Source organism: Mucilaginibacter sp. SJ, from assembly GCF_028993635.1.
GTDB lineage: Bacteria > Bacteroidota > Bacteroidia > Sphingobacteriales > Sphingobacteriaceae > Mucilaginibacter.
Genome location: NZ_CP118631.1, coordinates 325962 through 340514, shown reverse-complemented (window position 1 = coordinate 340514; position 14553 = coordinate 325962). Strand labels below are relative to the sequence as shown.

Annotated in this window: 12 protein-coding genes; 7 read left to right on the top strand and 5 right to left on the bottom strand. The window is 42.0% G+C overall.

Going from position 1 to position 14553, the window contains the following annotated elements; translation table 11 throughout:
* Window position 1 precedes the first annotated feature (1 nt).
* The 6 genes from moeB to MusilaSJ_RS01245 all read left to right on the top strand — a co-directional run bounded on the left by moeB (window position 2) and on the right by MusilaSJ_RS01245 (window position 5050).
* Window positions 2-1063: a HesA/MoeB/ThiF family protein gene (gene moeB, locus MusilaSJ_RS01270; RefSeq protein WP_274988268.1), complete on the top strand. Its 1062-nt coding sequence runs from the start codon at window positions 2-4 to the stop codon at window positions 1061-1063.
* Window positions 1064-1069: 6 nt separating this feature from the next.
* Entirely contained in the window at window positions 1070-1903 is an 834-nt protein-coding gene (thiD, locus tag MusilaSJ_RS01265) for a bifunctional hydroxymethylpyrimidine kinase/phosphomethylpyrimidine kinase (RefSeq protein WP_274988267.1), read from the top strand.
* 287 nt (window positions 1904-2190) lie between these two features.
* A complete protein-coding gene (locus tag MusilaSJ_RS01260; protein WP_274988266.1) occupies window positions 2191-2565 on the top strand; it encodes a hypothetical protein in 375 nt (124 codons plus the stop codon).
* 480 nt (window positions 2566-3045) lie between these two features.
* On the top strand, window positions 3046-3213 hold the full coding sequence (locus tag MusilaSJ_RS01255; RefSeq protein ID WP_274988265.1) for a hypothetical protein: 168 nt from the start codon (window positions 3046-3048) through the stop codon (window positions 3211-3213).
* Window positions 3214-3572: 359 nt separating this feature from the next.
* Complete coding sequence (locus MusilaSJ_RS01250; RefSeq protein ID WP_274988264.1) at window positions 3573-4574, top strand: hypothetical protein; 1002 nt, start codon at window positions 3573-3575, stop codon at window positions 4572-4574.
* Between the two features lie 23 nt (window positions 4575-4597).
* Window positions 4598-5050 (top strand): carboxymuconolactone decarboxylase family protein, encoded by a 453-nt coding sequence (locus tag MusilaSJ_RS01245; RefSeq protein ID WP_274988263.1) that lies wholly within the window; start codon window positions 4598-4600, stop codon window positions 5048-5050.
* Between the two features lie 190 nt (window positions 5051-5240).
* Here MusilaSJ_RS01245 and MusilaSJ_RS01240 read toward each other — a convergent pair whose 3' ends face one another.
* The 5 genes from MusilaSJ_RS01240 to MusilaSJ_RS01220 form a co-directional block, all read right to left on the bottom strand.
* Window positions 5241-6710 (bottom strand): aminotransferase-like domain-containing protein, encoded by a 1470-nt coding sequence (locus MusilaSJ_RS01240; protein ID WP_274988262.1) that lies wholly within the window; start codon window positions 6708-6710, stop codon window positions 5241-5243.
* 266 nt (window positions 6711-6976) lie between these two features.
* Window positions 6977-7732, bottom strand: a complete 756-nt coding sequence (locus MusilaSJ_RS01235; RefSeq protein WP_274988261.1) for an SDR family oxidoreductase — start codon at window positions 7730-7732, stop codon at window positions 6977-6979.
* Between the two features lie 89 nt (window positions 7733-7821).
* Window positions 7822-8250 (bottom strand): cupin domain-containing protein, encoded by a 429-nt coding sequence (locus MusilaSJ_RS01230; RefSeq protein ID WP_274988260.1) that lies wholly within the window; start codon window positions 8248-8250, stop codon window positions 7822-7824.
* Between the two features lie 179 nt (window positions 8251-8429).
* Entirely contained in the window at window positions 8430-10787 is a 2358-nt protein-coding gene (locus tag MusilaSJ_RS01225) for a sensor histidine kinase (protein ID WP_274988259.1), read from the bottom strand.
* 98 nt (window positions 10788-10885) lie between these two features.
* Entirely contained in the window at window positions 10886-11992 is a 1107-nt protein-coding gene (locus MusilaSJ_RS01220; RefSeq protein ID WP_274988258.1) for a sigma-54 interaction domain-containing protein, read from the bottom strand.
* Window positions 11993-12389: 397 nt separating this feature from the next.
* On the opposite strand from MusilaSJ_RS01220, the gene MusilaSJ_RS01215 reads away from it, so the two are divergent.
* A complete protein-coding gene (locus MusilaSJ_RS01215; protein WP_274988257.1) occupies window positions 12390-14318 on the top strand; it encodes a sigma 54-interacting transcriptional regulator in 1929 nt (642 codons plus the stop codon).
* Window positions 14319-14553: the final 235 nt, after the last annotated feature.

Below are 14553 nucleotides of genomic sequence, written 5' to 3'. Positions count from 1 at the left end.
TATGCTGGAACGCGAAGAACTGAAAAGATACAACCGGCAAATGATATTGCCCGAGCTGGGCCTGCACGGACAAGAAAAACTAAAAGCCGCCCGGGTGTTAATGATAGGGGCCGGCGGCTTAGGTTGCCCGGTTTTGCAATACCTGGTTGCAGCCGGAGTGGGCACCATTGGTATTGTAGATGATGACGTGGTTGATATCAGCAACCTGCACCGGCAAATATTATATGCTGCCGCTGATATTGGCCGGCCAAAGGCTTTGACAGCCAAACAAAAACTAAATCAGCTTAATCCTTTTGTAGACCTGATAACATATACCGAAAGGATTACCCTTGCCAACGCCCAACAACTGATAATCGGTTTTGATGTGGTGATAGATGGCTCCGATAACTTTACAACCCGCTACCTGGTGAATGATACTTGCGCCGCCCTTGGCAAACCGCTGGTATTTGGCTCAATATTTAAATTTGAGGGACAGGTATCGGTGTTTAATCATCGGGGCGGCCCCGGCTATCGTGACCTGTTTTCCGAAGCGCCGCCAGAAAATGAAGCGCCCAACTGTGCCGAAATTGGTGTTATCGGCGTATTACCCGGTATAATAGGTACTTATATGGCCAACGAAGCCATTAAGTTGATTTGCGGTATTGGGGAACTATTATCTGGCAAACTGTTCACCCTGAATGCGCTTGACAACAGCATCAGTATTTTCAAAATTTCTGCCGCAACACCTTCCCCCCCGGTTAACACATCTCTGTCGGTTGAAAATGATAGGGTTGTAAATGAAATCGATGCCGACACCTTCAAAAAATGGCACGCGGAAACACCCGACGAAATTTACCTGGTTGATGTGCGTGAAACCTATGAATTTGACGATGAAAATATAGGAGGAATAAATATCCCGCTTTATGAGCTGGAAGAACACGCTAATATTTTTCCAAGCGGTAAAAAGCTGGTATTTATTTGCCAAACCGGGCAACGCAGTAAAATAGCGGCTCAGCAAATCAGGTCTTTTTCGGGAATAGCGGCCTTTAGTTTAAAAGGGGGCATTAACGCCTTTAATTTTTAAAACGAAATGATGCAGTATTATCAATATTGTTCGGTATTAACCATCGCCGGCTCCGATAGCGGCGGCGGTGCGGGCATTCAGGCCGATCTGAAGACCTTTGCCGCCCTGGGTTGTTACGGCACCTCAGCCATTACTGCCATTACCGCGCAAAATACCCTGGGGGTAACTGATATTCACGTCGTACGGCCGGCAATGGTGCAAAATCAAATCAGCGCGGTAATGAGCGATATCCGGCCTTTGGCTGTAAAAATCGGGATGCTGCCAAATGCGGAAACTGTGCAGGCGGTGACCGATGCTTTAAAAAAATACGAACCGCTACCCATCATCCTCGACCCAGTTATCAGCTCAAGCAGCGGAAAACAACTGGCAAATAACGAAGCATTGTTTGCCATGAAGGAGCTGCTTTTTCCAATGGTAACCCTGCTCACGCCAAACCTGAATGAAACAGCTCAACTAATAGGCAAATATGCTGGTAATGTTGATGATATGATAAACGCGGCAGAAGCGTTGTTAGATTTAGGTAGCCAGGGCGTTCTTGTAAAAGGCGGGCACTTAGATGGGGCTGAACTCTACAACGTATATGCTGATCGGCAAGGTGTAAGAAAAACTTTTGCCTATCCTTTTATAAATTCCTTAAATACACACGGAACGGGTTGTACACTGGCTTCGGCTATCGCATCTCACATAGCACGAGGGCAATCTCTAACCGAAGCTATTGCTTTGGCCGGGAACTACGTTAATATAGCCATCAAAGAAGGACAGAATGTAAAAACCGGCGAGGGATCCGGCCCTTTGAATCATTTTTTCAAACCCCGTAAGTTGGCGAAGCTCAATTTCTAAAGGCACGTATATCACTCAAGTCTGATAATAGTTTCGCTGCAGTTCAGAATCCCTATACAAGTCAGTATAAAATCATCTGATCGTGACACTCCATTTCGTCAATGCATTCAAATATTGTCGAAATAAGGTGTACAATATTTTTATTTAATATACAAATACCTATAAATCAACAATTTAGAACCTGGCATAAGTATTGTCTCCGCTCATCCCCGATAACCATAGCTTAACACATTCAGTTTTACCTAAAGGTCGAATACACACAATAATTAATCCTCAAAAATTAAAAGATGAACAGCGAACAATTAATTGAATTAACCCGGGAACTAATTTATCATGCAACCCATTTTGACGTGCAATACGTTGATAAAGCTTATGCCGATAATTTACTGATAGTAAAAGTTGATGAAGACGGAGTTGTTGATACTATGAACAAAGAGCAGCTCATGTCTTTTATACAGCAAAACAAAGATTTAAATACCGAACCACTTTCTACCAAAACCGACTATCACTACGCCGTATGTGATGGGAATATGGGCATGGTTGTAATTACACGCGAACTTGTATTTGACGGCAAATTGAACCGAAAATATTTTACTTTGATCTGGGAATATCTATCAGGCAGGTGGCAGGTTGTTAAAGAATCGGCAGTGGTCCGTAATTAAAAATTTTAAAACTGCGTTAGCCTTCCACGGTATTTCTAATTTTTATTGGCATGGGCTATTACCCCCTATTAGCTCAACCGATTTAACAACCACATAAAAAGCATTGCTCTGTTTATGTGGTTGTTTCTGTTTCAGGATATACCTTTCAATCCGGATAGCTTTTTATTGAACATTAAAAATGCATTAAGTTTAACCCCCACCTCCTGTATTCAAAAAAGGCCTCGCGCCTCCAATTTGTTTCTGCCAGTCTACGTTGTCACCTGAAAAGGCTCTGTATTTGGTGTATCAACGGCTTGTTCGGCGAAATAAGGTGTAATTAAAATTCCACCAAAACAACAACCAGCTAAAAATCAATCAATTACTCAATGGCATAACGCTTGTAAAAGCTAAAAAGCCGCCTCGCCAACGATTTTGCACAGCAATATAGGTCTGGACCGGGCGATAAATCAGGCGCGCAACAGGTTAAACAAAAAAATGAATATGGAAAACTGGTTATTCGGATCGCATAGCGATCCTCACAAAAAAAGCGATCAATCCGGAGAAATGCCATCAGAAGATTATGATCCAAATGAAGAAAGTTTTAGTGAAGGAGGCGAATATATGGATGACTCTTTACGGATGGTTGAACAGCCATTGCAGGATGAATAAAGCAACCGATTATACCCTCCTCAAAAACGTTAACACGCCCTTACCTGGAACCGAAAGGATCGGTTGGGGCTTTATTATAAGCCAATTAGTGTGTGAACAGTTAACAATTTTGCCCCCGGCTTCCCGGTTGCAACTGGTTGGGAACGTCAAAATATGCCAGTATGTAATCATATCAAAATCGCGCCTAAGCACGGTACCTGAAAGCAGGCAGCAAATAAACATCTGCTAAGTGCACGCATTTACACAAATGAAAAGGCTCTAAATTCAGAATTACGCTACCAATAGTGGTGATGATGATGAAAGGATATACCCTTTTTAGCACGGAAACACAAATTAATGCACCTAAAAACAATTTGAAGATGGAAACATTGAACATGGAAATTAAAAATACGGCACCTGTTTTAACCAATCTTTTACAGATTGTGGAAAGCGGTTTGCTTTCGGAAAATATTTACCTCACACTTATAGACGAAAACTTAAATCAATTTTCATCCGGTTTAAGGATAAATAAACTGGGAGTTACCGAAGCACCGCTTCCCGAAATTCTGAAACTTTTGGGTGTGCGTAGCATAACCTTAAATGCAAGTCATGATTTCACCGCGCTTTTAAAGTTATCGGTAACATTACCACCTGCGCAGGTTGAACAATACTTATGGACGTTTTTTAAGAATGAAACCGTTATCGCGGAACTTCGCTCACTGTTTAGCAATTGCCGAACGATAGCATTTGACGATTGGGCGGCTATTACCGGTGCATCCAACCTTTGGAATGGTTTGTTGGCCGATGTGATCAGGCCGCTGGATAAAAAAGACCTTGAATTTATCTTTTACCTCGGTGATCCCGGAAATAAACTTTCGTTCCAGGTAGACGAAGCGATCGATCTCATAAGCGAATTTTCGCACCATGGTCAGGTAACCTTCGCACTTGATGCAACTGAGGCAATGAAGTTGTGGATGGTATTGAACGGCGTAAATCCCGATACGCCGGTAGATGGTCAAACTCCATCCGACCTCAACAAAAAATACTTTTCCATTTTCAGGACTATGGATGTTAGCCGCCTGTTGATCTACTCGGCCGATAATGCAATACTATTCTCCCGCAACCAGCAATTTGTCCTTAGCCGAAAAAAAGTTGAGCATCATATTGAGATCGGCGCGGATGCCAGGCAAAACTTCATAGCCGGCTTCAGCATTGGTTTATTAAAACATCTTGATATCGCCCACTGCATCGCTCTCGGCCTTATTGTATTTGGCTGCTGTGGCGAATCAAATACAAAACCAGATCAGCAAGGCCTTTTACTGTATATCCGGAACTGGATCAACGACCTCCAAAAACCCGAAAGCTTACACCTTTACGAATAAATAACAATTTAATTTAATTATCAATGGAACAAAGAGTTAATCTATTTGGCAAAGGGCAAAACGCCCTGAAATCCCTGTTTCAGACGGGAGCTTATTTAAAACACTCAACAATAGAAATACCTCTGCAAGAATTGGTATTCTTTAGGGTATCTCAAATGAACGGTTGTGCATACTGCCTGGATATGCACTCCAAAGATGCCCGTGCACATGGCGAAACCGAGCAAAGGCTTTACGGTATCAGCGCATGGCGTGAGACACCTTATTTTACCGACCGTGAACGTGCAGCCCTGGGCTGGGCCGAGGCCGTAACTAAATGCGACGTGCCCGACAGCGTTTACGAACGTGTAAAACCTCATTTTACCGAAGAAGAACTGATTGATCTCACACTTGCAGTTACAACTATTAACACCTGGAACAGGTTCAACCTTTCTTTCCCCCAAATTGCAGGCAGCTATCAGGTTGGTCAGTTTGGTTGATTGTTTTTTTACATAGGCCGGGGCATTACCGGTCTATGTAAATTTTACGCAAACGGCCAATGGGGTTTTTCAATTTATAAAAATGGAACTATCATTCAAGCCAGCTTAAAATCAGGTGCGCCGCTCATAGCGGTATGCATCTGATTTTAACAGTAACACCGGATACTTTATCCGTAATTGCAATTCAAAATCAAGAAGTTAACTTAGTCAGGATATCCACAGCTTTTGAAACCTCCTCTTCAGAGAGCGAGGCAAACCCAAACCGGATCCCGTTATCGTTCAGGTTACCAGGAAGCCTGAACGACATACCGATCATACGAAGCCCGGCATGGGCGGCATCGTTAATTATTTTATTTACAGGATATTCCTGCTTAAACCTAAGCCAAATAGCCATCCCGCCAAGCGGCCGGGTAAAATCAACAGCATGCGATAATTTTTTGGTAAGCAGATCGCAAATAAAATCACAACGCCGCGCGTATAGCTTGTTCGACCGGTTAATATGCCGAATCAGATCGCCGTTGATGATCATCTGCGCCAGCATAAATTCAATAAAGGTATCCCCTCTCAAATCAATCAAACGTTTTAGATCGATTGCTTTTTTTACGATTTCGGGCGCAGCTATCATGTAACCTACCCTTATTGACGGGGCAAGCAACTTTGTAAACGATCCTATATAAATTATTTTACCGCCATGAGGGGCGCTGGCCAACGGAAGGATAGGATTATTGGTGTAATGGAAATCGTAGCCGTAATCATCTTCAATTACATAAAATCCATACTGTTCAATTAATTGAAGCAAATGCTGCCTTCTCCTGGCCGACATTGTTATGGTGGTAGGATGATGCAGATGAGGAACTATATAAAGCATTTTTACCGGCGACTTTTTAAGGATCTGCTCCAGTTGCCCCAGGTCCGGCCCCTCCTCATCAACTCCTATTTTTGAGATGCGGGCACCAGCGTTTTCAATGATCTGGTCGGCATAAAGATAGTTAGGTTCGGTTACCACTACATGATCGCCTTTGGTAAGTAATACTGTAGCCGCTATGTAAATAGCCATTTGCGCGCCGCGCGTAATTACCAGGTCGTCCTTCCTGATATTTACCCCCCTGGTTTCGTTTAAAAATAAAGCGGTTGCTTCTTTGAGCAGCGGAAGGCCACCCTGGTCCCTCAAACACATCAACTGTTTAATTCTCGAACTGGTGGCCTTATCCCGGTAAACTTTACTGATCTCATAAAACGGAGCAAGCTCCGGATCCGGAAAACCATCGTTAACAACAATATCCGAACTTTTGGTTGCCCGGTGCTCTGGTTGCAATACACCTTGCAAGGCAAGGTTTATTGAGCAAATATTATCCAGAGGCGAAAAAGAGTTGCGAGGTTGAAACGACCTTGGTTTAATTACAGGTAGTTTGGGTGTTACCCTATAGCCCTTCCTATCCACCGGTTCTATCCAATCTTCCGTCATCAGCTCTTCGTAAGCGTTGATAATTGTTTTACGGTTAACGGTGATAAATTCGGCCATTTGCCGGGTACCGGGAAAAAATGTTCCTGGCGGAATTAAACCCTCCTTTATAAGGCTGATCAGGCGATTGGTAATTTGCCTGTAAACAGGGAGTTGGTTTCGTTTATCGATGACAATCAGGTTATGGTAAGGAAGCATGTTATTTTTGTAATTAAATTGATCTGCCACCCGCTTTGAAAAACCCATTCAAATATTTGCCAAGGCAGGCCTTTGTTTTTTGCAACACACATGCCATTTTATAAAAACCTAACTACCAATACATTACAACAATAAACACTGTTAAACCACTCCATATTTGGTGCTCTGAGTTATCTTACACTATATAAAGTGGATATTTTGCCATAAAAAACGCCCGTCACTTTGATAATGACGGGCATCCAAACCATAAAACAGAAAAAGATGAACTATGCCTTTTTAGGCTGGTTCAGATACCAATTTTCGAAATTGGTATTGAAGATCTTAGCATCGCTGCCTGGTACCAGCATGCTATCATTCAATTCTACCCCATAATAACTTGCATGTACATCGGCAACAACTTTACGGGGATCGCCATTTTTAGTCAAATACATCTGCACAAGATCTGACAGGTTGAACTTATCCGGGCCGGCTATTTCAACAATTTTATTAAGGGGCTCCATCAAAGCAACTTTAGCAACCGCTGTGGCCACATCTGCAGATGCGATAGGTTGAATATGAGCAGGCGACAGGCGGACGGTATCTCCCTCTGTTGCCGCGTTAGCTATCCCGCTCAAAAATTCAAAAAACTGGGTGGAGTGTATAATTGAATAGGGAACACCAGATGCTTTGATCAAATCCTCCTGCGCCTGTTTAGCGCGGAAATATCCGCTATCCTGTAAGCGATCTGTCCCGACAACTGATAATGCCAGGTGATGCTTAACTCCTGCTGCAATTTCGGCAGCAAGAAGGTTTTTGCCCGATGTTTTGAAAAATTCCATTACCGCGGCATCTTCAAACGAAGGGGAATTTGCAACATCTACTACAACATCTGCTCTGTTTAAAACTTCAGCAACACCCTCGCCGGTTATTGTATTTACACCGGTTGCCGGCGAAGCCGCTATAACTTCATGCCCCTGTTCTGTAAGTTTATTTACAACCTGCGAGCCTATCAGCCCGCTGCCTCCTATTACTACTATTTTCATAATTTATGTTTTTATGGCCGTTACCGGCCGTTTTATATTTTTTATTTATTGAGATTCAGAGTTATTGATCGATGGCGTTTAATCAATGTTTATTTTGCAGCGGTTATAAACGGTAATTCTTTAGGGCCGATGAAATAAACCAGCAATTTAGCCTCTTCGGTTTTGCTCATGTTCTTGCTTTCAGCGTGCAAACCATTAGGGTCTTCCCAAAACGCCTCACCCTGTTTATAAATATGAGTTTTACCGTTAAATGTTGAAGAGATGCTTCCTTGTAATACATAAGCGATAGTAGGGATCGGGTGCCTGTGGGCCCCGGATATTTCACCGGGTGCAAACCGCACGATGACCATTTTAACTTCCTGGCTTTTAATTTGCGGCGTGGTAATGATCCTTTTAAAAATAACTTCAGGTTCATACTGTGTAACATTCACATTTGCACACTTGGGGTCCTTTTTTGCCTGGGCATTGACACCTAAAGCAGCACAAAACGCCAACAAGGTTAAACTTATTTTTTTCATAATAGAATAATTATACCCAAACCCGTTATTGAGTTTGTAAGGCAAAATTATGCTGAAAAAAGGGGCTTAAACTGGTCCAGAGGGCAACCAGGAGGGGGTCCAGGGTACGTCGCCCGGAAGTAAGATATGGAAATTAATTGAACATTTGAAAGAAACGGTAATTGCTGCAAAACAAAATTTCACAATAGCGAATCCTCACTGCCAGGTATTACAGCAGAGGAATTTTCGATTTTGAACTGTATAGTCATAATTACCCCGCGTTCGCTTTTTATATCAAAACTGCCCCCCAACTGTTTACTAAGGGCTTTCATCATTTCCATGCCCAGGGAGGATGTCTCAGACAGTTTGAAATCGGGAGGCAGACCCTTGCCATTGTCTGTAACGCTTAGTGTAACTGTATCTTTAGATGACAACCGCGCTTTAATAAAAATCTCCCCGCCCTCCTGATCAAATGCATATTTAATACTGTTGGTAATGGCTTCGTTCAATATGAGTCCCATTGGCACGGCCTGTGATATATCCAGGTTTACGACATCCAGTTCCTCCCTGAATTTAATTCTTCGTCGGTTACAATCATAGCAGGTATTAAGGTACCGTGCCAGGTCATTAATATAATCGGCCATTATAATAGTGGCAACATTACTTTTATTATAGAGCTTTTGATGTATAATAGAAATGGCCTGTACCCTGTTCCGACTGTCCTGTATAGCCTCAATTGCATCGGTATTTTGCAGATAAGCCGATTGTGTATACAACAAGCTCATCACTATTTGCAGGTTGTTCTTAACCCGGTGATGTACCTCCCGGAGCAGCCATTCTTTTTCAGTGATCAGGTCCTCTTGCCTTTTCAATAAACCATCCTTATCGGTAAGCAGTTTTTCCTTTTCTGAAAGCAAGGCCGATAATTTATGATTTTGCCTGTCAATCTCTTGCTGCTTGGCTTGCAAACGTACATTGCTGCGTTGTTTGGCGCGATAGGCAATATATATTATAACTGCAAATACTACAGAAATAAGTACTGCGGCAAGCGTAATATTTCTTTGCCGGTTAGCTTTTTCCAGCTTATCTTTTTGTATCTGGGCATTATTATTAAGCGCGTGAATGGTTTTGTCTTTTTTAATCGAATTATAATTGGCCTCTAATTCGTTAATTTGTTTAACCGTGGCGGCATTGGTGAGCGAATCCTGCATGCGCCTCATATATTGAAATTCCTTTAACGCGGTATCAAAATTCCCGCCTGCCGAATCAACTTTATACTTATATCCGGAAATAATTATCCGGGAAGGGGTTAATAATCTTTTTGAGGGAAGCGTTTGGAGATACTTTAACTCATCTGATAATTTTGCCCATTGTTTTGTTTGGATAAAATGTTGAGGAAGCGGGTCATAATTTTCAACAAACTTGTCTACCGCATAAAACAGCGGATCATCGTTAAGGGTACCATATAACTTCTCAAACACCTTTCTAAATGCCGGCACCTGTTTTTCTGCCTCCACATTCCGTTTAAGGAAATTGTACAGCTGCATTTTTCTTGCTATATACTTGCTTTGTTCTTTGAGGGTTGGGCCCGGAAATTTTTTCGGCGTATTATTTAAATAAGCAAGGGCAGTGTGATATTTTTTTAATGTTATACAACAACCGATAGCCCCGTCAATAGCACTGTAATAGTAATTCTGATTTCTTATTTTAAGCGCTAATTCGGCTCCTTTTATAAAATATGGTAATGCTACACTGTCCTTGTTGTTCTTCCTGTACGATAGTGCTACCGCAATATTAAAAAAAGAGGCATCATAGTCGCTTCTATGCACGTCGGCATCGCAACTGTTTATGCATTCAATACGGGTAAGCAATTCTTTTTGAAGCTGATCTTTACGTGAGTATACTTCGGCCAAAAGGTAATAACCGTAATAGATCCTTATAAATTTTATAGCCTTATACTCCTGTATTACGCTTAACAGCTCTTTTTCCGCCTTATCAAACCGCCCCTCGTTAAGGTCGGCATCCGCAATTTTGCCAAGCGCATCAGCTATCTTAAGGCGGTCCGTTCCTTTTTTATAAAGCGCATACGCCTTTTCATAACATTTTGAACGGGTGGAAAGCAGACGCTTATCATTAAATGACAGGTTGTTTCCATACAGTGTCCAGTATTCAGCTTCCTTTAAATAGTCACCGGTTTTATGGTAATAGCCGGTTATTTGATTAAATAGCGAATCAGCATTTTTAAAATCTTCCTGTATAATAAAAGTGAGTGCTTTTTCAAATAACGCGTGGTGCAAAAAATCGGCCGATCCGATTGCCTGGCTTAATGTTATTGCCGCATTGAAATAAGAACGGGCTGTATCAAGGTTTTTAGGATCCCAAACAGGCTTGTCTTTAAAATATCTCCCTAATTTTATAAGCGCCACAGCCCGGTTGGTATCCTGTTTGGTTTTGTTGAGTTCAGTTGTTAAAGTTTTAAAATCCTGGGCATAAGCTGATAGTGATATACAGCAAAATGATAACGGAATGAAACAATATCGTATCAGTGAACGAATCATGAAAATATACTATAATCGCGGCGTTTAGCCGAAACAGAAGTTTAGCATTAAAAGTAGATATTTTTCATGATCGAAGCAGGCAATCCCCAAACTTATGTTTATGCTTTTTGCTGAAAATAATCCTGCTTAACGATATGAAGCTTTTTCATTTTGGCATGCAGCGTAGTTGGTGGTACATCCAGCCATTCGGCAGCGCCCCCTTCACCGGCAATTTTACCACTGCATTTTTTCAATACAGCTATAATATGGCTCCGTTCAACATCTATAAGCGTTTTATTCCTGAAAATCTCCTGATCGTTGAGGTTTTTCACTGTAGTATTCGGCAAGCAGATCTGCCTTAATACACTATCGTCTGATAGCAGGATACTTCGTTCAATTAAATGTTCTAACTGCCTCACATTTCCAGGCCATGAATAACTTTTAAGCTGCTGCAGTACCTTATTGGATATGAAATTAATTTTTTTGCCGGTTAATTTGGAATAACGAACCAGGAAGAAATTTGCCAGTTCGGCAATATCCTCCTGCCTGTCACGCAAGGAGGGTAAACTTATTGGGAAAACGTTGAGGCGATAATACAGGTCGGCCCTAAAGCGGTTTGCATCAACTTCAGCCTCCAGGTCGCGGTTTGTAGCCGCAATGATCCTAACATCAACCTTCATAGTTGTTTTCCCCCCTACTCTTTCAAACTCCCGCTCCTGGATAACACGTAATAACTTTACCTGCAACTCCGGCGGAAGTTCGCCAATCTCGTCGAGGAAAATGGTACCCTGATGGGCCAGCTCAAACTTGCCAATCCTTCGGTCTGCCGCCCCTGTAAATGATCCTCTTTCGTGCCCGAAAAGTTCGCTTTCGATAAGGTTAGCCGGAAGTGCCGCGCAATTTATGGTTACCATCGGCTTGTTTTTCCTGCCCGATGACTGATGTATTCCCCTGGCTATAACTTCCTTTCCGGTACCTGTTTCCCCAAGCAGTAAAACTGTCGAATTACTTGGCGCAACCATAGCCATCAGCCGATACACTTTTTGCATTTCGGCGCAATTGCCGATAATGCCGGGATATTGATTGTTGAAAAGAGGCTTCCGTGCAAGGCGGTCTTTACCTGTATTCACGCCAGAATCAATAAGTATACTCTGAGGTAATCCCAAATGTAAATTCAGTTTCTGCCCTTCAGTTTCCGTGTTGGATACTATTCTTTCAGTGATCATTTCAAATTTGTTTATATAGATTTTCATCACAACTGCTTCGAATTTTATGCCACTGCTCTAATAATGAAAAAAGGAACTTTTCTTCATGTCATCCGACGATATTTCGACGATTTCCTTTTTTTTTGAATTTTATTTCGTCGGTTTATATCATGAATCCCCTGCACTTGCATGTGGCCCGCAATTGTAAAATTCACCTAAGCCCTCAAAATACCCTGGTTTTTTAGAATACATTTGGCAGATTATTAAAATAGGCGGAAATTGTATAAGGTTATTTCGCCTGCGGCACATATATTGGATTGGATATTTCATAACCAAAAAACTATTTTAACTAAATTTCATGCCCCAGTAAATTCCTCCGGCAAACCGGGCGTTTGAAATAGCCTTATTTTTGTATAATATGTCCATAAAAAAAATACTGATAGTAGAAGACGAATCTCTTGTTGGCCATCATTTAAAACTGATTTTAACATCGGCAGGATATAAAGTTACCGGCATATCAGAATCTGTTAATGAGGCCTTAACTTCTATCGACGAACAAAAACCCGATCTGGTTTTGCTTGATATTCATCTTAAAGGAGTACAAAACGGCATTGACCTTGCCAGGAAGCTTACCGAAAGGAATATGGCTTTTGTGTATCTCACCGCAAACTTTCAGGGTACCTTACTGGAAGAAGCTAAATCGACAATGCCATTTGGCTTTATAGTTAAACCGTTTCGCGAGGACGATTTGCTTACCACACTTGATGTTGCTTTTTACCGGCATCAAAACAGCCTCGAAAGCAGTAGGCAGCAAGAAATGGAGCTGAACCAAAAGTTAAAGGATATCCGTAATTATGATGCCGACAAGGTGCAAAAGTTATTACGTGTTGCCGACAAAATGCAGGCATATATACCATTTGATTACCTGAATTTTATACTCAAGAATGCAAATAACGAAACCCTGACCAGCATTGGTTTTTTAAGGATAGGTTTTGATGAATACCAGGTACAGGGAGAACAGGAATTAATGAATATAACGGGTACCAACCATGCTACGTTGAAGAACATTTACACCTCATTATCTGCGATAAATAGGGCAAAGTATTTTAGCGATGAAGAGCTTGATCACCTTTGTAATCAAAACCCGCTGAGCAAAATAATTGCCGATACATATGATTTCGAATCAGCGTTGTTTTTTCCGGTCGGGCAAGACAACTCAACATTGATACAGTATGAGTTTTACAGCCGAAAGGGCAATACCTATGGCCAGCAACATATCGCGTTGTTAAGCCGGTTGCTTAACGCCTTAAATTATGTAATTGAAAGTGACCGGCAACACACTACTGCAAATAACCGGGCTCCGGTTATTCCCGCCCAACCGGTGTTGCCTAAAGAACGTCCATATCATTTTGACGGCATTGTAGGGCAAAGCCGCCCTATGCTAACTGTACTTGATCATATCAACACAATTTCACCGCTGGATACATCTGTACTTATCCTTGGTGAAAGCGGCACGGGCAAGGAAAGAGTAGCTAAAAGCATCCATACGCTATCAGGAAGGTCGGGCAAGCCGCTGGTGGTTGTCAATTGTGCTTCTTTGCCCGCTAACCTCATCGAAAGCGAACTTTTCGGGCATGAAAAAGGTGCCTTTACAGGCGCGTTGGAAAAAAGAACCGGCAAATTTGAAATGGCTGATGGAGGTACCATCTTCCTCGACGAGATTGGCGAACTGCCTATAGACCTCCAGGTTAAGCTACTTCGCGTATTACAGGAACAGGAAATTGAACGGCTTGGCGGCAAAGGACCAATAAAAATAGATGTCAGGATCATAGCCGCCACAAACCGCGACCTTGAAAAAGAGATGGAAGAAGGGCGGTTCAGACTGGACCTATATTATCGGCTCTTTGTATTCCCGATCATTATCCCTTCTTTACGGGAAAGAATTGACGACATACCAGCACTCACCAATCATTTCATCTCATACTATTCAAAAAAGTATAAAAAACCTATTAACGGGATATCTCCTGAGGCCATGATGCAAATGCTTGATTATACCTGGCCGGGAAATGTGAGGGAACTGGAACATTTTATTGAAAGAACAATACTGTTGTCAAAAACCTTAATTATAGAGGAGGTTTCACTGCCCAAATACCCCGCTAATAAAACAAATGCCGAAATGCAAACCGGCACAAGAATGAAAACGATTGATGAGAATGAACGGGATTATATCATCACCGTGCTAAAAAACTGCAATGGCCGAATAAGAGGCGCCAACGGTGCTGCCGCTGTAATGGGATTACCTCCTACCACTCTTCATTCAAAAATGAAAAGGCTGGGTATTAAATAACTCAAGGCCTCAATGCCGCTATAATTTAAAAAATTGCGTTCCCCCTGGCCCCCATGCAACTATATATCGGATGATAGCCAAACGTTCGTCCGATATATCGCCCATTTCATGCCTTGAAGTTAAACCAAATATCTGTCTGTCAAGCAACTACTTAGGTGGCACAATCTTTCGTTATCAGTATTTGATTTTAAGAGAAGAGATTCTGAAAATGGCAATCATCATTAGCAGAGCCGCT